At 64.6% G+C, this 20,602-nt stretch carries 12 protein-coding genes, 1 tRNA gene and 4 pseudogenes; 12 read left to right on the top strand and 5 right to left on the bottom strand.

Going from position 1 to position 20,602, the window contains the following annotated elements; genetic code table 11:
• The first annotated feature begins 83 nt into the window (after window positions 1-83).
• The 3 genes and pseudogenes from ABIF91_RS20560 (at window position 84) to ABIF91_RS20550 (ending at window position 5,002) form a co-directional block, all read left to right on the top strand.
• Window positions 84-1,150, top strand: a pseudogene (locus tag ABIF91_RS20560) (HlyD family secretion protein).
• Window positions 1,147-3,887: pseudogene (gene rbbA, locus ABIF91_RS20555) on the top strand (ribosome-associated ATPase/putative transporter RbbA). The pseudogenes ABIF91_RS20560 and rbbA overlap by 4 nt, the downstream one beginning before the upstream one ends.
• A 2-nt stretch (window positions 3,888-3,889) precedes the next feature.
• Window positions 3,890-5,002, top strand: a complete 1,113-nt coding sequence (locus ABIF91_RS20550; protein WP_028179948.1) for an ABC transporter permease — start codon at window positions 3,890-3,892, stop codon at window positions 5,000-5,002.
• A 143-nt stretch (window positions 5,003-5,145) separates the two neighbouring features.
• Here ABIF91_RS20550 and ABIF91_RS20545 read toward each other — a convergent pair whose 3' ends face one another.
• On the bottom strand, window positions 5,146-8,199 hold the full coding sequence (locus ABIF91_RS20545; protein WP_035669611.1) for an ATP-binding protein: 3,054 nt from the start codon (window positions 8,197-8,199) through the stop codon (window positions 5,146-5,148).
• Window positions 8,200-8,489: 290 nt separating this feature from the next.
• Here ABIF91_RS20545 and ABIF91_RS20540 point away from each other — a divergent pair, with 290 nt between their 5' ends.
• On the top strand, window positions 8,490-8,990 hold the full coding sequence (locus ABIF91_RS20540; protein ID WP_028179950.1) for a hypothetical protein: 501 nt from the start codon (window positions 8,490-8,492) through the stop codon (window positions 8,988-8,990).
• A gap of 39 nt (window positions 8,991-9,029) precedes the next feature.
• Window positions 9,030-9,404: pseudogene (locus ABIF91_RS20535) on the top strand (MATE family efflux transporter); the annotation flags it as partial.
• 167 nt (window positions 9,405-9,571) lie between these two features.
• Here the strand turns inward: ABIF91_RS20535 and ABIF91_RS20530 are convergent.
• Entirely contained in the window at window positions 9,572-10,915 is a 1,344-nt protein-coding gene (locus ABIF91_RS20530) for an IS1380-like element ISBdi2 family transposase (protein ID WP_424578699.1), read from the bottom strand.
• 120 nt (window positions 10,916-11,035) lie between these two features.
• On the opposite strand from ABIF91_RS20530, the pseudogene ABIF91_RS20525 reads away from it, so the two are divergent.
• Both ABIF91_RS20525 and ABIF91_RS20520 read left to right on the top strand, forming a co-directional pair.
• Window positions 11,036-12,067: pseudogene (locus tag ABIF91_RS20525) on the top strand (MATE family efflux transporter); the annotation flags it as partial.
• Between the two features lie 177 nt (window positions 12,068-12,244).
• Window positions 12,245-12,790, top strand: coding sequence for a hypothetical protein (locus tag ABIF91_RS20520; protein ID WP_051393960.1), 546 nt, complete (start codon window positions 12,245-12,247; stop codon window positions 12,788-12,790).
• Window positions 12,791-12,987: 197 nt separating this feature from the next.
• Here the strand turns inward: ABIF91_RS20520 and ABIF91_RS20515 are convergent.
• Window positions 12,988-13,064 (bottom strand) — tRNA-Met (locus ABIF91_RS20515).
• A 307-nt stretch (window positions 13,065-13,371) separates the two neighbouring features.
• Between ABIF91_RS20515 and ABIF91_RS20510 the strand changes: the two genes are divergently transcribed.
• Window positions 13,372-14,805 carry a coniferyl aldehyde dehydrogenase gene (locus tag ABIF91_RS20510; protein WP_407059914.1) on the top strand — a complete coding sequence of 478 codons (1,434 nt, stop codon included), beginning with the start codon at window positions 13,372-13,374 and terminating at the stop codon, window positions 14,803-14,805.
• 130 nt (window positions 14,806-14,935) lie between these two features.
• Complete coding sequence (locus ABIF91_RS20505; protein ID WP_028180651.1) at window positions 14,936-16,540, top strand: GMC family oxidoreductase; 1,605 nt, start codon at window positions 14,936-14,938, stop codon at window positions 16,538-16,540.
• A gap of 112 nt (window positions 16,541-16,652) precedes the next feature.
• Here the strand turns inward: ABIF91_RS20505 and ABIF91_RS20500 are convergent, their stop codons facing one another.
• Window positions 16,653-17,414, bottom strand: a complete 762-nt coding sequence (locus ABIF91_RS20500) for an SDR family oxidoreductase (protein WP_028180652.1) — start codon at window positions 17,412-17,414, stop codon at window positions 16,653-16,655.
• 129 nt (window positions 17,415-17,543) lie between these two features.
• Here ABIF91_RS20500 and ABIF91_RS20495 point away from each other — a divergent pair, with 129 nt between their 5' ends.
• Entirely contained in the window at window positions 17,544-18,056 is a 513-nt protein-coding gene (locus ABIF91_RS20495; protein ID WP_028180653.1) for a CvpA family protein, read from the top strand.
• 127 nt (window positions 18,057-18,183) lie between these two features.
• Window positions 18,184-18,966, top strand: coding sequence for an SDR family oxidoreductase (locus tag ABIF91_RS20490; protein ID WP_035669603.1), 783 nt, complete (start codon window positions 18,184-18,186; stop codon window positions 18,964-18,966).
• 118 nt (window positions 18,967-19,084) lie between these two features.
• Here ABIF91_RS20490 and ABIF91_RS20485 read toward each other — a convergent pair whose 3' ends face one another.
• Entirely contained in the window at window positions 19,085-19,561 is a 477-nt protein-coding gene (locus tag ABIF91_RS20485) for a DUF3775 domain-containing protein (RefSeq protein WP_028180655.1), read from the bottom strand.
• Window positions 19,562-19,672: 111 nt separating this feature from the next.
• Here ABIF91_RS20485 and ABIF91_RS20480 point away from each other — a divergent pair, with 111 nt between their 5' ends.
• Entirely contained in the window at window positions 19,673-20,521 is an 849-nt protein-coding gene (locus tag ABIF91_RS20480; protein ID WP_035669601.1) for an MBL fold metallo-hydrolase, read from the top strand.
• The last annotated feature ends 81 nt before the right edge of the window (window positions 20,522-20,602 follow it).

Below are 20,602 nucleotides of genomic sequence, written 5' to 3'. Positions count from 1 at the left end.
GTTGAGCTCCGCCCTTTCCGCGCAATCCGCGGTCGGGCGTTCGTATCTCAACAGTGGGCGCCACCACACGGCGTTGTGCACAGATGAACTTTACACCGGGTCGCGTCGTCGCCGCGCTCGCCATCCTACTCGCGGGCGGCGGCTATTACTATTGGCAGCACCGTGATGCCGACGCGCTGCCACCGGGTTTCGCCCGCGGCAATGGCCGCATCGAAGCGGTCGAGATCGACATCGCCACCAAGACGCCGGGACGGGTCCGCGAGATCCTTGTCAACGAAGGCGATTTCGTCAGCGCGGGCCAGGTTCTGGCACGCATGGATACCGAGCAGCTGCAGGCTCAGCGCCGCCAGGCCGAAGCGCAGCTCCAGCGCGCAATGATCAATGTCGAGACCGCGAAGAGCCTGGTGAACCAGCGCGAGGCCGAACGCCGGGCTGCGGAGGCCATGGTCGACCAGCGCATCGCCCAGCTCGACACCACGAGCCGCAAGCTGGACCGGTCCGAACAATTGATCAAGACGAGTGCGGTATCCCAGCAGGTCCTGGACGACGACCGCTCCGCCAACGCCACGGCGAAAGCGGCGCTGGCCGCTTCCCAGGCCCAGGTCGCGGCATCGGAAGCCGCGATCAGCTCTCCCGCGCCCTGGTGATCGATGCCGGCGCAGCGGTCGACGCGGCAAAGGCCGCGATCGAAAGCATCAACGCCGACCTCAACGACAGCGTGCTGAAGGCGCCGCGCGACGGCCGCGTGCAGTATCGCGTGTCGCAGCCCGGCGAGGTGCTCGCCGCCGGGGGGCGCGTCCTCAACATGGTCGATCTCGGCGACGTCTACATGACGTTCTTCCTGCCGACGGCCGAGGCCGGCCGCGTCGCGATCGGCGCCGAGGTCCGCCTCGTCCTAGACGCCATCCCGAAATATGTGATCCCCGCCAAGGCCACCTTCGTTGCAGACGTCGCGCAATTCACGCCCAAGACTGTCGAGACCGAGGAGGAACGCCAAAAGCTGATGTTCCGCATCAAGGCGCATATCGCGCCCGATCTGTTGCGCCAGCACATCGAGCACGTGAAGACCGGCCTTCCCGGCATGGCCTATGTGCAGCTCGATCCGGCGGCGCAATGGCCCGACAACCTCAAGATCAAGTTGACGAGATGAGCACGACTGCCGCAGCCGAAGCACCGGCTGCCGTCGGCAGCGTGGTGCATCTGGAAGGCGTGGGCCTGAGCTACGGCAAGACCCGGGCGCTCGAGTCCATCACGCTCGACCTACCGTCCGGCTGCATGGTCGGGATGATCGGCCCCGACGGCGTCGGCAAATCGAGCCTGCTTGCCCTGATCGCGGGCGCGCGCACGATCCAGGAGGGGCGTATCGGCGTGCTCGGCGGCGATATGGCGAGCGCGCGCCACCGCCGCAACGTGTGCCCCGACATCGCCTACATGCCGCAGGGCCTCGGCAAGAATCTGTACCCGACATTGTCGGTGTTCGAAAACATCGACTTCTTCGGTCGCCTGTTCGGGCACGACAAGGCGGAGCGGAACAGGCGGATCGCGGGCCTGCTGCGCGACACGGGGCTCACGCCCTTTGCCGACCGGCCCGCGGCAAAACTCTCCGGCGGCATGAAGCAGAAGGTCGGCCTGTGCTGCGCGCTGATCCACGATCCCGAGCTCCTGATCCTGGACGAGCCGACCACCGGCGTCGATCCGCTGTCGCGCCGCCAGTTCTGGGAATTGATCGCCTCGATCCGCGACAGCCGGCCCGGCATGAGCGTCATTGTCTCGACCGCCTACATGGAAGAGGCCGCGCAGTTCGATTTCCTGATCGCGATGAACGCCGGCCGCGTGCTGGCGACCGGAACGCCCGCCGAACTCAAGCGGCAGACCGGAGCCGATACGCTCGATGACGCCTTCATCCGTCTCCTGCCCGAGGCCGAGCGCAGCAACCATACCGATGTCGTCATCCCGCCGCGCGACGAAGACCACGCGGAGATCGCGATCGAAGCCGACCACCTGACGCGGCGGTTCGATGGTTTCGTTGCCGTCGACGACGTCAGCTTCCGCATCAGGAAGGGCGAGATCTTCGGCTTTCTCGGCTCGAACGGCTGCGGCAAGACCACGACCATGAAGATGCTCACCGGCCTCCTGCCCGTGAGCGAAGGAACCGCGCGGCTGTTCGGCAACACCATCGATGCCGGCGACATGTCGGTGCGGCGGCGCATCGGCTACATGTCGCAGGGCTTCTCACTCTATTCCGAGCTCACGGTCGCGCAGAATCTCAATCTGCATGCGCGACTGTTCGAGCTGCCGGCGGACACCGTCGCCGCGCGCATCGACGAGATGATCGCCCGGTTCGATCGTGCCGATGTCGTCGACGCCCTGCCCGATGCCCTGCCGCTCGGGCTGCGGCAGCGGCTGTCGCTGGCGGTCGCCATGATCCATGCGCCCGACATCCTCATCCTCGACGAGCCGACCTCCGGCGTGGATCCGGTTGCCCGCGACCGCTTCTGGCAGATCCTCGCCGAGCTCTCCCGCAAGGACAACGTCACCATCTTCGTCTCCACCCATTTCATGAACGAGGCCGAGCGCTGCGATCGGATCTCGCTGATGCACGCCGGCAAGGTGCTGACGTCGGATACGCCCGCCGCGATCGTGGCCGCGCGCGGCACCGCCACGCTGGAGCAGGCCTTCATCGCCTGGCTGGAAGAGGCGATCGCGGAGACGACGGAGCCGACCGGCCAGCCGGCGGTCGCCTCGCCGCCGCCCGCACCTGCAGGCCCCACAACGGTCCGTCGGCACAGCGCCGCGTTCAATCCGACGCGCATGCTGGCCTATTCCCGCCGCGAGACGCTCGAGCTGCGGCGCGATCCGATCCGCGCCACGCTCGCGATCCTCGGCAGCGTGCTGCTGCTGTTCGTGCTCGGCTACGGCATCAGCATGGACGTCGAGAACCTGACCTTCGCGGTGCTCGACCGCGACGACACCACGATCAGCCGCGACTACAGCCTTCAGATCGCGGGCTCGCGCTATTTCTCGACCGCCGCATGCGCGCCGGCGAGATCGGCCTCGCCATCGAGCTGCCGCCGGGCTTCGGCCGCGACGTCAGCCGCGGCCGCGATGTCGAGATCGGCGCCTGGGTCGACGGCGCCAATCCGACGCGGGCCGAGACGCTGCGCTCCTACGCCCAGGCGATCCACGCGAACTGGCTCGCGCAGAAAGGCCGCGAGCTCTATGGCGATGCGGCGATCGCCGGGTCCTATCAGCTCGCGCTGCGTTACCGCTACAATCCGGACGTCCGGAGCGTCGTCGCCATGGCGCCTGGCATCATTCCGCTGCTGCTGATCATGATCCCTGCGGTGCTCGCAGCACTCGCGGTCGTGCGCGAGAAGGAGCTCGGCTCGATCGTCAATTTTTACGTCACACCGGTGACGCGGCTGGAGTTCCTGCTCGGCATCCAGCTGCCCTATGTGGTGCTGGCCTTTGCCAACTTCCTGCTGCTGGTCGGCTTTGCGCTCACCGTCTTCCGCGTGCCTTTCACCGGTAGCTTCCCGACCTATGCGGCTGCCGCGCTGCTCTATGTCACGACCACCACCGGCATCGGACTGGTGATCTCGTCGTTCATGAAGAGCCAGATCGCCGCGCTGTTCGGCACCGTGCTGATCACGCTGATTCCCGCGATCCAGTATTCCGGCCTGATTGATCCGGTCTCCTCGCTGCAGGGGGCGGGCAAGATGATCGGTCTTGTCTATCCGACCAGCTATTTCGTGACCATCTCGCGCGGCACGTTCTCGAAGGCACTGGGATTCGCCACGCTTCACAACGAGCTCTTGGCGCTCGCTGTCATGATCCCGGTGCTCGTCACCACAGGTGCGCTGCTGCTGAAGAAACAGGCCCGCTAACCATGCGCCTTGGCAACTTGCTACAGCTCGGAATCAAGGAATTGTGCGGACTGGCGCGCGACCCGGTGTTGCTCGTGCTGATCGCATATTCCTTCACGTTCGCGGTCTATGAGGGTGCCAACACGCTGCCGGAGACGTTGAACCGCGCTGCGATCGCCATCGTCGACGAAGACCATTCGCCGATCTCGACTCGCATCGGGATGGCGTTCACCGCCCCGTACTTCTCCACGCCTCGGCTGATCTCGCAATACGAGATGGACAGACGGATGGATGCCGGCCTCGACACGTTTGCCCTCGACATCCCGCCGGACTTTCAGCGCGACCTCCTGGCGCGGAAGGCGCCGACGATCCAGCTCAACGTCGACGCGACGCGCATCTCACAGGCCTTCAACGGTGGCGGTTATGTCGAGCAGATCGTCAACGCCGAGATCGCGGAGTTCCTGGCGCGCACCCGCGAAGCTCAAACACCGCAGATCGACCTCGCGCTGCGCGCTCGTTTCAATCCGGAGCTGAAGAGGTCCTGGTTCGGCGCGATCGACCACCTCATCATGTCGATCACCATGCTCTCGATCATCCTGACCGGCGCCGCACTGATCCGGGAGCGCGAACACGGCACGATCGAGCACCTCCTGGTGATGCCGGTCACGCCGCTCGAGATCATGGTGAGCAAGGTCTGGTCGATGGGAGCGGTGGTGCTGGTCGCCTCGGCGCTGTCGATTGCCTTCGTCGTCAAGGGATGGCTGGCGGTCACGATCGACGGCTCGGTGGCGCTGTTTCTCGTCGGGACGGCACTTCAGCTCTTCGCCACCACCAGCATGGGCATCTTCCTCGCCACCGTCGCCGGATCGATGCCGCAGTTCGGACTGCTGCTGATCATGATCCTGCTGCCGCTGCAGACCCTGTCGGGCAGCATGACGCCGCGGGAGAGCATGCCGCAATTCGTCCAGGACATCATGCTGGCGGCACCCAATACGCATTTCGTGATGCTCGCGCAGGCGATCCTGTTCCGCGGCGCGGGGCTGGAGGCGGTGTGGCCGCAGCTCGTCGCACTCACCGTGATCGGCAGCGTCTTCTTCGTGATCGCGCTGCGGCGGTTTCGCGCGTTCCTGGCGTGAGGCGCGAGGGCTTCGCTTCAAAACGGTCGAAAACAACCCCATGCACAGTAGCGATCCCTTTGCTTTAGCTGCGAAATTTATTCGACGCGTCGGGCAAGGTCCTGCCCGCGGCGGCGCTATCGCCACTCTGACCGGGAGCCGGCTCAGCTGAGCCGATCGTCCTGGGCGAGCATCTCGTTCAGCATCGCCTCGGCTTTCTGCTTCAGCGGCAGCGCGCCGCGTTCGGAAGCGATCGCGATGGCGGCGCGCAGAGCGACGAGAATGGTGGCCTTGTTCGCCGCATCCGATGGCGGCGTCACGACGGCTTCGCCGAACAGGGCCTCGGCCTCGAGGCCTGAAAACCCCTGCTGGCGGGCGGTGTTGCGCGCCTCGCGCAGCATGTTCTGCGCGGCCCTGACATCGCCGAGGCGGTGGGTGGCGAGCGCCAGGTAGATCGAGCTGCGCAGCACCGCCGAGGTGTAGCCGACCGCCTTCGCCTCCTCGCGCGCCTCCGTCAGCATGCCGCGCGCCCGGTCGAACAGGCCCTGCTCGAGATAGGCGATGCCGAGATGACAGGCCAGCACCGGCACGAACAGCCGGATGCCGTGCTTCTGCGCCAGGACAAAACCGTCTTCGAGGATGGCGGCGGCCGCCGCCGGATCGTTCTGCCCAAGCTTCAGCCAGCCGCCGCTATAGGCGGCGGCGACGCGGTCGTAGGGACGGTTGGTCTCCTCGGCGATCGCGGCGGCCTGTTGCTGGAGCTGTTCGGCGGCATCGAGTTCGCCCATGACGGTACTGTTGATGCTGCTCATCATGCAGCATAGCAACAGCGCGTATTTCGGCGTGGAGCCGAAAGGAGCACTGGCTTCCGGCCCCGACAGTTGCGCGCAGGTCCGTGCGAAAAACCGATCGGCGTCCCGATAGCGTCCGGCAAGAAAATACACCTGGCCAAGGCCGTATTGTGCAGCATTGAGCCAACCCGGATTGCCCCACTCCTGCGCAAGGCGCACCACTTCCTCACCTACGGTGACCGCTTCGATCGGTGTCCCGTAGAAGTTCTGTGCAGCCGCCATGACCGTCATGGCAGCGACCTTCCGGCCGATGTCGTTGATCGCATCGGCACGGCGCTCGGCCTCCTTGCCGAGGTTCAGCCATTCGGCAATCTGGCCGGATGCGATGAACGCCGCACGCGCCTCGATGCGAATATCCACGGCATTCGTCTCCCTCGAGGGAATCGCCGGTGTCATATCCAAAGAACGCATCGCGGTCTCGAAATAGTCAGCCGCATCGGTAAATGCCGACCGCGCCAGGCATCGTCTCGCCGACGCCCTGCCATACGTGAACGACTTGCCCCAATCCTTCGCCCGCGTGGCGTGATAGCAGAGCTTGTCGGGATCGTCGGTACCGCCTTCGCTGCTCTCCAGGACAGAAAGAACGCGCGCATGAATGTCTTCGCGCACCTTTTCGACCATCGAGTCGTAGGTGACCTGCCGGACCATTTCATGCCGGAACTCCAGCGAATTCTCCAATTCGCTATCGATCCTGACCAGCAACTCGGCGCGATCCAGCGCGGCGAGGCAACCCTGTAGAACCTCGTGAGACAGGACCGCAATCTTCGCCAGCATCGCTTCGTTCGATCTCGGCCCCAAAGTAGCGGCTATCTGCAGAACAGATCGTTCTTGCTTCGACACCCGATCGAGACGCGCTGCAATAACGCCCTGGATACTGGTGGGAATGCCGAGTTCGTCGATTGGACGCACGAGCGCAAGATCGCCCCATTGGCCGCGAAGCGTGCCGCTGTCCTTCAATCCGCGGCAAACCTCTTCGATGAACAGAGGAACGTTTGCGGTATGCGATATGATCCGGCTCTTCAGGTCGGAGTTCGTCGCGGAGGAGCCAAGCATGTCTGCCAGCATGGCCAGCCCCGAATCGTCGTCGAGGGGCCGCATCGCGACGATCTCAGCGTGGCAGCGCGCGATCCAGACCGGCATCCCATTGGGGCGCGAGGTGAACAGCACAAGCAGACCGGCCGCCTGTAGCGACGCAATGGCGGCTACGACGATATCGCTGGCCCGGTCTATCCAATGCAGATCCTCAAGCAGAATCACCGTTTGCTGCCGACTGGCCAGGCTTTTGATGATCGCACAGCTCGCATCGGAGATCGCTCGTCCCCGTGCATGAGGCTCCAGCTCGTCCCAGTGTGGATTCGATATTGGCAGATCGAGCACCGCGTCGAGCGCGGTTTGCTGAATCGCCGACAGATCCTTCCGAGGATCCCCCGGGCTGCCGGGGTCCTTAGCTGCTGCATCCATTGCCGACAGGAGGATCCGCTTGAGTGTGCTGAAGGGCGCACTCTGAAGATTCGGGCTGGCCTCGGCGTCGATCAACCGCCAGCCATCGGCCTTCAGTTCCTGGGCAAACTCATGCGCGAGTCGCGACTTGCCGATGCCCGCATCGCCGAGCAGCAGAACCGTCTGCCGGCTTGCCCTGGCGTTTCGGGCTGTACGCTCCAGCAGAGCCCGCTCGGCAGTGCGATCGACGAAGCGAGAGACACTGCGCGCCCGCCGCACCCGCCAACTCGACAGGTCGCTCGCGCCTACGATCCGATAGACCGGCACGGGCTGGCTAAAGCCGCGCAGCGACTTGCTGCCCAGCGATTCGAACCGGACATGTCCCTCAGCAAGCTTTTGGCAGGCTTCCGAGGCGTAGATCTGGTTCGCCTCGGCCGCCGCTTCCAGCCGCGCGGCCAGGTGCTGCGCGGCACCACCGATCTCGTAGACCTTGGAGAACTCGCTGGCGACCATGTAGGCAACGACATGGCCGGAGTGCAGGCCGACCCGCACTTGAAGACCGGGGTCACCCAGGCTTGCGACTCGCCGCACGAGCTCGATCGCCGCGTGACAGGCCATCGGCGCATGATTGTCGTCCGCAATGGGAGCGCCGAACACCGCCGCAAGCCCATCGCCCAGCTCCTTGCTGACGATGCCGCCGAACTGCCTGACCGCCCCTCTCATCGCCGCCAGCGCCGGCTCCAGGCGTGAGACCGCCTCCTCCGGGTCCAGCTCGGCAACGAGCCCGGTGGAATCGATCACGTCGGCCCGAAGGATTGTGACAAACCGTCGTTCACTGTCGGGATCGGAGCGGCGCACGCGTGCGCCGCAATTGGGGCAGCGGCTGTCGCCTGGGTCGATCGTCGACTGACACGCCGTGCAAAGCATTCCGTACTCTCAAGACCTTGCAGCGGTATGGTCGGTGGCCACTGCGAACGAGGGCGATAAGATCGCTTATGAAAACCTGCTTAGCAACGGGGATGCAGTTCATCCTGGGCATAGATCTCCCCAGCCGTTTGCTGATCTGGACGATTCACAGCTCCAAGTGTTAGCTTGCCAAGAGCGGCGCGAAAAAGTGGCTGCGAACGACGAGCCGCCAGGCTCTTGTTTTCGCCGTCAAGCTTCGCAGAGCTGCATATTTCCCGGGGAAGCCAGGCACTGATTGAGGGGCAGAATACATGGGCATGATAGTCTATTCCGGTAAGCCGTTTAAAGACCTGATGAACAGCAATTACTATCCGCTGGCGAACATGAAGAAGAGCGTGGCCAAGCTCAAGGCCTCGGAAGACATCGATCTAGCGACTTTGGAATACGGCCAATACCACCTGATCTTGAACCCGCCGTCGAAATGGCCGCAAGGCAGCGCCAAGTACTGGCACAAGGAAAAGGGCCGGGCTCGCGTCGACCTCAGTACCCAACCTAACACGGTTCCGCTGTCCAGGGATGAGCCCGGCGTCATCCCGCTGACGCGATGCGATCTGCTCGATGCCTGCGTCCGGAAATGCTTCAATTCCGAGCCGCCGATCCCGATGAAGACCAACATCATCACCCACGCGCCAAGCGATGCCTACGCCCACCGGCACGAGATTCGGCTGGAATGGGAATACAAGAAGGGCTCGGACAAACCGACGCTGCTCTATCTGACGATGGTCTGTCCGCATAGGCCTTCCAAATCCTGATCTCGGGTCGGACCTGACGGGTCGACGGAGGAAGGCCCGATGTCATCGCCGCCTCGCCCAGCCGCAAATGCGTTGCTCGACGGACCGATCCTCCGCACGCTGCTCTCGCTTGCCTGGCCGAATGCGCTCGCGTTTTCGGCCGGCACTTTGGTTGCGATTGCAGAAACCTCCTACATCGGCAGGCTGGGAATCGAGGCGCTGGCGGCGATGGCGCTGGTGTTTCCCTGCGTGATGCTGACCATGAGCATGTCCGGCGCGGCCATGGGCGGGGGCGTCGCCTCGGCCATTGCCCGCGCGCTCGGCGCCGGCGACCGCGACCGCGCCGAAAGTCTCGCCACCCACGCGCTGCTGATCGCGATCTTCTTCGGCCTCGCCTTCATGCTGGGCATGATGCTCGGTGGCCAGCAGCTACTAGCCCGTCCTATTCGTGAGAGTGCGGCTTTTGGGCCCGATTGATGCGGCCGCACATCTTGTCTGACGAGGCGCACAGGATTGCCTTCGGCTTTTCGCCGCCTGACGACCGGTACTTTGCAACGCGCTTGAGGGATGGGTTGGGCGAACGGGGGCGGACGCCCCGCCGGTCAAGGACCGAGCGGCAGCAGCGCGCCGGGCAAGCCGCAGATCAGGTCGGCTTCGGGACATGCCGCGGCAAACGCAAGGCGAATGCGGCTCGTGGTCTCGACGACACGGGCGGCGATTTTCAAGAGCCGAAGACGCAGCGTCGCGAACTCGGCAGCGGCCAATTCCCGGACTTTGGGAATGGCGTCGCGCACGGTCAGCATCAGCCAATAAGCGGCCGTATGGAGCACGAGACGGACCTGGTTGGCGAGCGCCGAACGGCAGCTGGTGCGGTCGGAGGCGAGCTGCGTCTTATGCAGCTTGATCAGATTCTCGGCTTGGCCGCGCGCGCAATACAGGCTGTCGTAGATCCACTCGGCCGAGCCGACATCGAGGCTGGTGACGACGAAACGGATGTCGAGGCCGAGCATCGTCGCCTCAATACGGGCGACGGTGCGCCGTTCGCGATCCCAGGACTTTGCCTTGTGGCGCGTCTCGGTATAGCCACGCAGAACCGGCAGGTTCTCGATGGCGCGTCGGGTGCGGATGTCGTCGGCGACCTCGTCGACTTTTCTGGCGAGAGGCTTGGTGCCGGACAGACCGAAGATGTAGTCGATGCCGTTGGTCTCGCACCACGCCATGGCCTCCGGCCGGGCATAGTGCCCGTCGCCACGGAACGTAATTCGCGTGTTGTGCCACCGCGTGCGGATATGCCGTACCAGGCGGCGCAGAAGGGCACGCACCTCGACGCCGCCCGGCGTCTTGCCGGGCCTCAGCACGACCGCCACGGGACGGCTCTTCTCCGTGTCGTAGACGTGGATCGGCAGGAAGCAGCGTTCGTCATAATGAGCGTTGAACAGCGAGAGCTGCTGATGGCCGTGGACGACATCGCAGGTATCATCGATGTCGAGCGTGACGGATGCCGGCTCGCGCGGGTAGCTATCCATCCATGCGTCGACCAAAATGTAGGTCAGTCGGATCACGTCGCGCAGGCGCGGAGCATTCTCCAGCCGCGACAGCGTCGGTTGGGAACACAGATCGCGGCCCGTGTCCGGCAGCCGTCCGCAGGCCAGCTTGAATGCGGGATCGGACCGCAGATGATCGAGGTCGTCGGCGTCCTCGTAGCCGCAGCAGATCGCGAACATGCGCGCGCGGAACATATCGACAAGGCTGTGCACGACCCGCGTCGGATCGCGCCGATCCGGGAACACCCGGGCCAGATTGTCGGCCAAGCCGAGACGCCGCTCGGCCATCGCCAGAAGCATCACGCCCCCGTTCGAGGTCAGGCGACCGCCATCGAAGGCAGCTGTGACTTTCTTGGCGTGAACGGCTGGAAACGAGAAGGGCGGAATCGTATCGTCGGTCATGGCGGGCGTGGCGTTCGCGGTTGAAGGTGATGGGGTGGCTTCGCAACCGAATCCTACGCCGCATCAGCGCTTTACACCACGCTCGCCAGCCCTCAGGCGCACTCTTACGAATAAGACGGGCTAGAGCTGCTCGGCGGCCGAGGTGACGTACTGGCGCAGGCGGTCGCTTATAGCCAAGTGTATTTCGGCGGAGCCGTGCTCACCTGGCTGGTCAATATTCTGGCCGGCGTCCTGCGCGGCACCGGCAACATGAAATTGCCGTCGATGATGATCGTCAATTCAGCGATCTGCCAGATCATCCTCGGCGGAACGCTGGGTCTTGGTCTCGGACCTGTGCCGCAATTCGGCATGCCGGGAGTCGCGACGGGGTCATTGATCGCCTATTCAATCAATATCGCGATCATGAGCTGGTACCTGTTCTCCGGGCGGGGCCGCATCGTCCCCCGATTGCGCGGGTTTCGCATGCGGTGGGCGTTGTTCGCCGACATCCTCAAGGTCGGCGTAGTCGCCTGCTTCTCCCCGCTGCAAAATACGCTGACCAACCTTGTCTTTACTCATATGCTGGCCGTGTTCGGCACCGCGGTCCTCGCGGCTTATGGCATCGGAGCCCGGCTCGAATATGTGCTGGCGACCATTGCTTTCTCGATCGGCATCGGCTCGGTACCCATGATCGGTGTTGCGATCGGTGCGGGACGCATCGCGCGAGCCCGTCGCATCGCCTGGACGACCGGCGTTGTCGCGCTCATTGTGATCGGAGGGCTCGCATGCGCGGCCGCTCTCTTCCCCGACCCGTGGGTTCGCCTCTTCACCGACAATGCTGAAGCGCATGCCGCCAGCCGGCAGTTTCTGCGGACCGTCGCCCCGTTCTACGCCTTCATCGGGCTTGCCTCGGCGATGTATTTTTCGTCGCAGGGCGCGGGCAACGTGCTCGGTCCGGTGCTGGCACAGACTGCCCGGCTTCTCTTCATCGTGCTCGGCGGCTCGTATCTGATCTCGCAAACGGCAGCGGCCGAGAGCTTCTTCTCGCTTACCGCCGCTTCTATGATGTTGCTGGGCGCTCTCTCATGCGCGGCAGTTGCCTTTACACGCTGGGGGCCACGCAAGACTGGTGGAAAGGGCCGGCTGAGCTTGGCGAGCGTCGGCGACAAGTAAGAGGCACCCACAACGAAACGCTCTCAGGTTACTTTCGTTGACGCAGTATCTTCACGAATGATAGCGTTCGCAACGTAACCTTGGGGGCACAAGCGCGGTACGTCGTTGACCGCGCTCCCGTGGAATGTCTCGCCGGCACTCGTGCCAGTCCGACGGTGGAAAAATCGAGAGCAATCGATGGGCGGAATCTACGACGACCAAGACTACAAGAACCTGATGAACGCCAACTACTACCCGCTCGAAAACATGAAGAAGAGCGTGGCGAGGCTCAAGGCCTCCAAGCAGATCGACATCGAGACCATGGAATACGGCCAGTATCAGCCGATCCTGTCGCCGCTGGACACATGGCCGAACGGCAGCGGCAAGGTGTGGTTCAAGGCGCTCGGCCATGCCCGCCTTCAGCTCACCGCCCAGCCCAACACCACGCCGTTGTCGAACGACGAGCGCGTCGTGGTCCCGCCGACCAAATGCGCGCTGCTGGATGCATCCATCCGCAAGTGCTTCAACTTGGAGCCGCCGATCCCGATGAAGGCGGACATCCGGCAGCACCAGAAGGACGATGCGAATTCCGACCAGCATGAGATTCGTCTGGTCTGGGAATACGGCAATGGTGAAAACCAGGCGCCGACGCTGCTCAACCTGACCATGGTCTGCCCTTATACGACCAAGCCGCGGAAGGCGGATGCCTCGACAGAGGCCCGGCAGGAGCACTCCGACAAGTAAGCCGCATCCGGCGACGTCACTTCCTGCTCCGGCGCGGGCTGGCACTTTGCCGACCCGCGTTCTTGCTGGCCCCCTCAAAAGGCACAGAACGCGTCTGCAGCTGTGCGTCTCCCGCCGCCGCCTGCGACCGTCCCCCAAAACAAAAATGGCCCGCATCACGCGGGCCATTTTCGTCTCGGATCCGGTCAATCCGAATTTGGTTGCGGGGATAGGATTTGAACCTATGACCTTCAGGTTATGAGCCTGACGAGCTACCGGGCTGCTCCACCCCGCGTTAAATCGTTGCGTGCCTTTGCGAAAATCCCGGGGACGGTCGGTTGAGGCCGGCGCTGTTCGCGTGGCTTGCTCTTCCGTCCCAAAGGCTTCCTTGGAAGGCGACCCCGGGGCAAAGCCCATCGGGTGCGGGGCGTATGTATCAAGGCGGGCTGGCTTTGGAAAGGGCTGCGGGAACGTTTTTTTCGACTTTATGACAGAGGGATGGACGAATTTCCGCTCGTTCGGCGCGCTCTTGCCAGAAGTTCCACAAAGGGCCAGCTTGCGGCAACAAGATTAAGGCTGAAATGCCTGGAGGGAGGAACGCCGTGGACAAATCCCTGACGAGCGCCCCGCTGCGGGCCCTCGAAGAGGCCTTCCATGCCATGCGCGCGCGGTCGCGGGACGAGCCGGCGCCGGACCTCGCCCAGCGGCTCGACCGGCTGGCGCGGCTGCGCAGCGTCGTCGCCGACAATGAAGAGCGCTTCCGGCAGGCGATCTCGGCCGATTTCGGCCACCGGTCGGCGGTCGAGACCACCATCGCCGAGACCATGCTGCTGTTCTCCGAGATCCGGCATGCCACCAAGCACCTCAAGGCCTGGATGACGCAGCAGCGCGTCGCCACCGCGCTGCAATTCCTGCCCGCGCGCAACCGGCTGATGCCGCAGCCGCTCGGCGTCGTCGGCATCATCGCGCCGTGGAATTACCCGCTCCAGCTCACGCTCGCGCCCGCAATCGGCGCCATCGCCGCCGGCAACCGCGTCATCATCAAGCCGAGCGAGCTGGTCCCGCACTTCGCGGCGCTGCTCCAGGAGACGGTCGCGCAGCGGTTCGACGCCGCGGAGGTGCTCGTCACCGGCGTCGAGGACGAGGTCGCCAAGGGTTTTGCGAGCCTGCCGTTCGATCATCTCGTGTTCACCGGCTCGACGCGGGTCGGGCGGCTGGTCGCCGAGGCCACGGGACGCAATCTGACCCCTGTCACGCTCGAGCTGGGCGGCAAGTCGCCCGCGATCATCGACGCCTCGGCCGATCTCGACGAAGCCGCCGAGCGCATCGCCTACGGCAAGCTGCTCAATGCCGGGCAGACCTGCATCGCGCCGGACTATGTGCTGGTGCCTGAGAATTCGGTGCAGGCCTTCGCCGAGAAGGTGCGCGCGCAGATGCGGCGGATGTTCGGCACCGATCCCTCGAACAAGGACTACACGTCGATCATCTCCGACCGGCACTACGCGCGGCTCGAGGGCCTGGTCGCGGACGCAGCCCAGCACGGCGCAAAGATCCTGCAACCGGCAAAGCCCGACGATCCGAACTGGAAGGCGCATCGCAAATTCCCGCCGACGCTGATCGCTGGTGCGACCGAAACGATGGCGGCGATGCAGGAGGAGATCTTTGGCCCGGTGCTGCCGGTGCTCGGCACTCGCGACCCGGCGGAGGCCATCGCTTTCGTCAACCGTCGCGACCGGCCGCTGGCGCTGTACTGGTTCGGCAAGGACGCTACCGCGCGCGACGAAGTGCTGGCGCGCACCGTCTCCGGCGGCGTCACGATCAACGACTGCCTGTTCCACTTCACGCAAGTGAACCAGCCGATGGGCGGCGTCGGCGCCTCCGGCAGCGGCGCCTATCACGGCGAATGGGGTTTCAGGACGTTCAGCAAGCTGAAGCCGGTGTTCTATCGCTCCAGGTTCAACCGCCTCGCCGATCTCTATCCGCCCTATGGCGGCAAGATCGCGCGGCTGGAGAAGTTGATGCGGTTCATGTCGTAGGGCTCGTCATTCCGGGGCGATGCGCAGCATCGAACCCGGAATCCATTTCGCAGCACGTCATGCGGATCAATGGATTCCGGGTTCGCGACTTCGTCGCGCCCCGGAATGACGATAACGGGGGGAACAACAATTGACCGACACGTTCGATTTCGTCGTCGTGGGCGCGGGCTCGGGCGGCTGCACCGTTGCGGGCCGGCTATCCGAAGATGCGGCGACGTCCGTGGCGCTGCTCGATGCCGGCGGGGCTTGCGACAACTGGGTCGTGACCACGCCGGGCGCGCTGGTGCTGATGGTCGCCGGCAACGTCAACAACTGGGCGTTCAACACCGTGCCGCAGAAGGGGCTGAACGGCCGCATCGGCTATCAGCCGCGCGGCAAGGGTCTCGGCGGCTCGTCGGCGATCAACGCCATGGTCTATATCCGCGGCCACCGCGCCGACTACGACCACTGGGCTTCGCTCGGCAACGCCGGCTGGTCGTACGCAGACGTGCTGCCCTATTTCAAGCGGTCGGAGAGCAACGCCGATTTCGACGGCGAATATCACGGCAAGGACGGGCCGCTCTTCGTCAACAAATTGCGCTCCGGCAATCCGGTGCAGCAGATCTTCCTGCAGGCGGCGCAGGAGGCACAATTCCGCATCCGCGAGGATTTCAACGCTGACGACCATGAAGGCCTCGGCATCTACCAGGTGACGCAGAGGAACGGCGAGCGCTGGAGCGCGGCGCGGGCCTATGTCCATCCGCACATGGGCAAGCGCGCGAATTTGCGCGTCGTAACGCAGGCGCATGCCACGCGTATCCTGTTCGAGGGCAGGCGCGCGGTTGGCGTCGAATACCGCCAGGGCAAGGAATTGAAGCAGCTCCGCGCGCGGCGTGAGGTGATCCTGGCCGCCGGTGCGTTTCAGTCGCCGCAGCTGCTGATGCTGTCGGGCATCGGCGACGCCGCCGCGCGGCGCGGGCACGGCATCGCAAGCGTGCATCATCTGCCTGGCGTCGGACAGAACCTGCAGGACCATCCCGACTTCATCTTCGGCTACATGTCCGACAGTCCCTATTTCTCCGGCATCTCGCTGAAGGGCATGCCCCGCCTGATCCGCGCCATCCTGCAATATCGGCGGGAGCGCCGTGGTCCCCTCACCTCCAATTTCGCCGAATGCGGCGGCTTCCTGAAGACGCGACCCGATCTCGACATTCCCGACATCCAGCTGCATTTCGGCATGGCGATGGTCGACGACCACGGCCGCAAGCGCCATAAGGGTACCGGCTTCTCCTGCCATGTCTGCCTGCTCCGGCCGAAGAGCCGCGGCAGCGTTGCGCTTGCCAGCCTTGATGCGATGCAGGCCCCGCTGATCGATCCGAACTTCCTTGGGCACGAGGACGATCTCGAGACCATGGTCGCGGGCTTCAAGACCACGCGCCGCCTGATGGAGACGCCGGCGCTGCGCGCGCTGCAGACCAGGGACATGTTCACCGCGAACGTGCGCAGCGACGACGATATCCGCGACGTGCTGCGCGAACGCGTCGACACCGTCTATCACCCGGTCGGCACCTGCAAGATGGGGACGGACGCGATGGCCGTGGTCGATCCGGCGTTGAAGGTGCACGGGCTCGAAGCCCTGCGCGTCGTCGATGCCTCGATCATGCCGACGCTGATCGGCGGCAACACCAATGCGCCGACGATCATGATCGGGGAGAAGGCGGCGGACATGATCAGGGCGGAGATGCGGGCGAGTTGAGCGACGCTGCCGCGTCGTTCTCCGCTGTCGTGCTGCGAAGGGCAAACTGCCGCCGCGCTCTCCGCTGTCGTCCCGGACAAGCGTAAGCGCAGATCCGGGACGACAGCGGGGCTCAATTCAGCAGAAAACCACCGTCGACGGTGATGACGCTCCCCGTCATGTAGCGCGAGGCCCTTGACGCCAGCAGCAGGATGGCGCCGTCGAGATCGGATTCGGCGCCGACGCGGCGCTGGGGGATGCGTTTGGCGAGGCGTTCGCCGGCCGGCGTCGACCAGAACGCATGGTTCATTTCGGTGTCGATATAGCCGGGCGCCAGCGCGTTGATGCGGATGTTCTGCCCCGCCAGCTCCAGCGCCATCGCCCTGGTCGCCTGGATGATGCCGGCCTTGGAGATCGCGTAGGGCGAGACCGCCTTCAAGACGCCGGTGCCGAGCACGGAGGCGATGTTGACGATGTTGCCTTCCTGCTTGCGCGCGATCATGCGGCGGGCGATTTCGGTCGCGAGGAAATAGGCGCCTTTCAGATTGGCACCGATCACCGCGTCCCAGTCCGCCTCGGTCTGCTCGGTCGCGAGCTTCTCGATGGCGATGCCGGCATTGTTGATCAGCACGGTGACGGGGCCGAGCGCGGCTTCGACGGCGTCGACAGCCCCGGTGATCGAGGCGATGTCGGTGACATCGAGCGCGACCGCGGCCGCGCGGCCGCCCTTGCCGCGGATCTCCTCCTCGAGGCTCTTCAGCTTGTCGGTCTGCCGCGCGGCGAGCGCAACCGCCGCACCATGCGCCGCCAGCACCCGTGCAAACTGCCGGCCCAGCCCCTGGCTCGCGCCCGTGACGAGGATGGTTTCTTTACTGACGTCGAATAGGTCTGACATGACGATTTCCTTGCCGATTCCTTGGGCGCATCCCGCGAGCTTTGGGGCCATCAATACAGACGATTTTAGCGATCTGAAACCGGAATGATCGGTTCGGCGTTCATTCGTTCCAGAGGCAGGGTTTCGCTCATGAACAGTTTCGATCTCGCCGTGTACGCTGCGCTCGCCGTCGCGGTCGGCTTCGGGTTCAGGACCGGCCTGCTGCGCAGCGCCATGACCATCCTCGCCTATCTCCTCGCCGCGCCGATCGCGGTTGCGCTGATGCCGATGATCGCACCGCAGATTGCCGGCAATGCAAACTCGCCGCTGCTCCAGAACTGGATCTGGTTCTTCGCGATCTTCGTCGTGGTGGGCATGCTGTTCGGCCATATCGGCCGCATCGCGCTGAACGACACCGTCGGCGAGGCAGGAATCGGCGACCGGCTCGGCGGCGCCGCGCTTGGCGCCATCAGGGTCGGCCTCGTCGCCACCACGCTGGTGCTGGTGTTCGACCAGATCGTGCCGGCCAACCGCCAGCCGCCCTTCCTCGCCGGCTCGCATCTGCGGCCGCTGTTCTCGGCCGCCGGCCAGATGGGCTTCAAGTCGCTGCCGCCGGAAGCGGCCTCCGCGATCGACCGCCTCAAGCAGGAGCAGCGCATCTGATCTGGCGCATTTGCATCGCAGCGTGGACGCGCATGCATTTTGGTGCGAGCCCGTCCCTTATCAGCGGCGCAACAGTTGGCTAGAGTGCCGCCGTCCAAAACCTGCCTGATATTACGGGAGTGAAACAGTGGATCTTGGGATCAAAGGTCGCCGCGCCATCGTCTGCGCATCCAGCAAAGGCCTCGGGCGCGCCTGCGCCATCTCGCTGGCGGACGCCGGCGTTCACGTCACGCTGACCGCGCGCGGCGCCGAAGCCCTGAAGAAAACGGCCGACGAGATCCGCAAGGCCTACCCCGACGTGACGGTCACCGAGATCGTCGGCGATATCACGACGCCTGCCGGCCGTGAGGCGGTGCTGAAGGCATGTCCCGAGCCCGATATCCTGATCAACAATGCCGGCGGCCCGCCGCCCGGCGATTTCCGCAACTGGACCCGCGACGACTGGATCAAGGCGATCGACGCCAACATGCTGACCCCGATCGAGCTGATCAAGGCGACCGTGGACGGCATGATGGCGCGCAAGTTCGGCCGCATCGTCAACATCACTTCGGCCGCGGTGAAGGCGCCGATCGACATCCTCGGCCTCTCCAACGGCGCGCGTGCCGGCCTCACCGGCTTCATCGCCGGCCTGTCGCGCAAGACGGTGATCAACAACGTCACCATCAACGGCCTGCTGCCGGGCCCGTTCGAGACCGATCGCCTGACCAGCACCGCGAAGGGCGAAGCCGACAAGCGCGGCGTCACGCCGCAGCAGATCCTGGCCGAGCGCGCCAAGCTCAACCCCGCCGGCCGCTTCGGCCAGCCCGACGAGTTCGGCTATGCCTGCGCCTTCCTGTGCGGCGCCAAGGCCGGCTTCATCACCGGGCAGAACATTCTGCTGGATGGTGGTGCGTTCCCGGGCACGCTCTAGCGGCGATTGCGAGGCGCCGAAGCTTCCGCATCGTCATGGCCGGGCTTGTCCCGGCCATCCACGACTTGCCGCGAGTTACGAACAACGTGGATGCCCGGGACAAGCCCGGGCATGACCATCACCGCTGCTTCGTCGCCTCGTCCTCGTCCCGCTCGCTGGGATCGGAGGAATCGGCGGTGAGGCGCTCGCCGGTCCAGTCGACGCCGAATTCCTCGAGCCCGTTGGCGAGCAGGTCGCCCAGCATCGGCTCGCCGAGCAGATAGTGCACCGTTTCGCGGCGCGGGCTGCGATACTCGCCGCGCGCCTCCACGGCGCGGGCGCGCAGATCGTCCCAATCATCGATCGTGCCGTCGCCGCGGCCAAGCCAGGTCAGCGCGACGAGATCGACCTGCTCGTCCTCGTTCAAGGCGATCATGAAGCTGCCGAGCTCTTGCACGACGGGGTCGGAGCCATCGTCCTCGAGGACATCGATCGCATCGTCGTCGCTCGGGTTCGAGCCGGAATCCGGATCGGAATCCCCCTCCTTGACGTCGAATTCACGCGCCTTCTCGATGATGAAGGCGACCTTCTCAGCGGAAATCGTAAGCTCCGGCATGGCTCTCTCCAGGGTTCCCGCGATAACGCCGCATCGCGTCAGATGATCCATTGCGCTTGACGGCGGAAAACCGCATGTTTCGGCACCAAAAAGAAGCAGGGAAGGTGCCGGATGCAGTGGCAGGTGGGCAAGGTCAAAATCACCAAAGTGGTGGAATTGGAGACGGTCGGCTCGACCCGTTTCATCCTGCCGCTCGCGAGCAATGAGGAAATTTGCAAGCTGCCCTGGCTGATCCCGCATTTTGCCACCGAAGAGGGCCGGCTGAAAATGTCGATCCATTCGCTGGTGGTGGAGACGCCCGGCAGGCGCATCGTGGTCGACACCGGCCTCGGCAACGACAAGCAGGGCCGCAACGTCCCGACCTGGAACAACCGCAGCACGCCGTTCCTGGAGACCATGACGGCGGCCGGCTTTGCGCCCGACAGCATCGACACCGTGCTGTGCACGCATCTTCATGTCGATCACGTCGGCTGGAATACGAAACTGTCCGGCGGCAAATGGGTGCCGACCTTCCCGAAGGCGCGCTACGTTTTCGGCAGGACCGAATACGAATACTGGCGCGACCATTCGACCGAGCCGGACAAGCAGGCCGTGTTCGGCGATTCCGTGCAACCGATCGTCGATGCCGACAGGGCCGATCTGATCCCGAGCGACCACCGTCTGTGCGAGGAGATCAGCATGATCCCGACGCCGGGCCACAGTCCCGGCCATATGAGCATCCTCATTCAGTCGGACGGCGAACAGGCCCTGCTCACCGGCGACGTCGCCCATCACCCCTGCCAGATGGCGCATCTCGACTGGTCCTCGACCGCCGATTCCGACCAGGCGCAATCGGCCGCGACGCGGGCAGCGCTGTTCGGCCGCTTTGCCGATACGCCGACGCTTGTGATCGGCGGACACTTTTCAGCCGGGCATATCAGGCGAGAGGGGGACGCGTTCAGGTTCGTAGCGCTGGGGTGATCTCTGTTTTGAGCGGTTGAATTTCCTGCCGCCCTGTTCCATGAAGCTGTTAACCGACCGGTCCAATCTCCAGGGAGAAAC

It is taken from the genome of Bradyrhizobium sp. USDA 241 (assembly GCF_049739505.1).
GTDB classification, from domain to species: Bacteria; Pseudomonadota; Alphaproteobacteria; order Rhizobiales; family Xanthobacteraceae; genus Bradyrhizobium; species Bradyrhizobium liaoningense.
This window is presented reverse-complemented; position numbering and strand designations above follow the sequence as displayed.

Excerpts from the sequence above, each read along its gene's own strand:
- ABIF91_RS20500 (WP_028180652.1), bottom strand. The coding sequence starts at position 17,414 with ATGTCAGACCTATTCGACGTCAGTAAAGAAACCATCCTCGTCACGGGC.
- ABIF91_RS20495 (WP_028180653.1), top strand. The coding sequence starts at position 17,544 with ATGAACAGTTTCGATCTCGCCGTGTACGCTGCGCTCGCCGTCGCGGTC.
- ABIF91_RS20480 (WP_035669601.1), top strand. The coding sequence starts at position 19,673 with ATGCAGTGGCAGGTGGGCAAGGTCAAAATCACCAAAGTGGTGGAATTG.
- ABIF91_RS20540 (WP_028179950.1), top strand. The coding sequence starts at position 8,490 with ATGGGCATGATAGTCTATTCCGGTAAGCCGTTTAAAGACCTGATGAAC.
- ABIF91_RS20545 (WP_035669611.1), bottom strand. The coding sequence starts at position 8,199 with ATGCTTTGCACGGCGTGTCAGTCGACGATCGACCCAGGCGACAGCCGC.
- ABIF91_RS20530 (WP_424578699.1), bottom strand. The coding sequence starts at position 10,915 with ATGACCGACGATACGATTCCGCCCTTCTCGTTTCCAGCCGTTCACGCC.
- ABIF91_RS20485 (WP_028180655.1), bottom strand. The coding sequence starts at position 19,561 with ATGCCGGAGCTTACGATTTCCGCTGAGAAGGTCGCCTTCATCATCGAG.
- ABIF91_RS20520 (WP_051393960.1), top strand. The coding sequence starts at position 12,245 with ATGGGCGGAATCTACGACGACCAAGACTACAAGAACCTGATGAACGCC.
- ABIF91_RS20550 (WP_028179948.1), top strand. The coding sequence starts at position 3,890 with ATGCGCCTTGGCAACTTGCTACAGCTCGGAATCAAGGAATTGTGCGGA.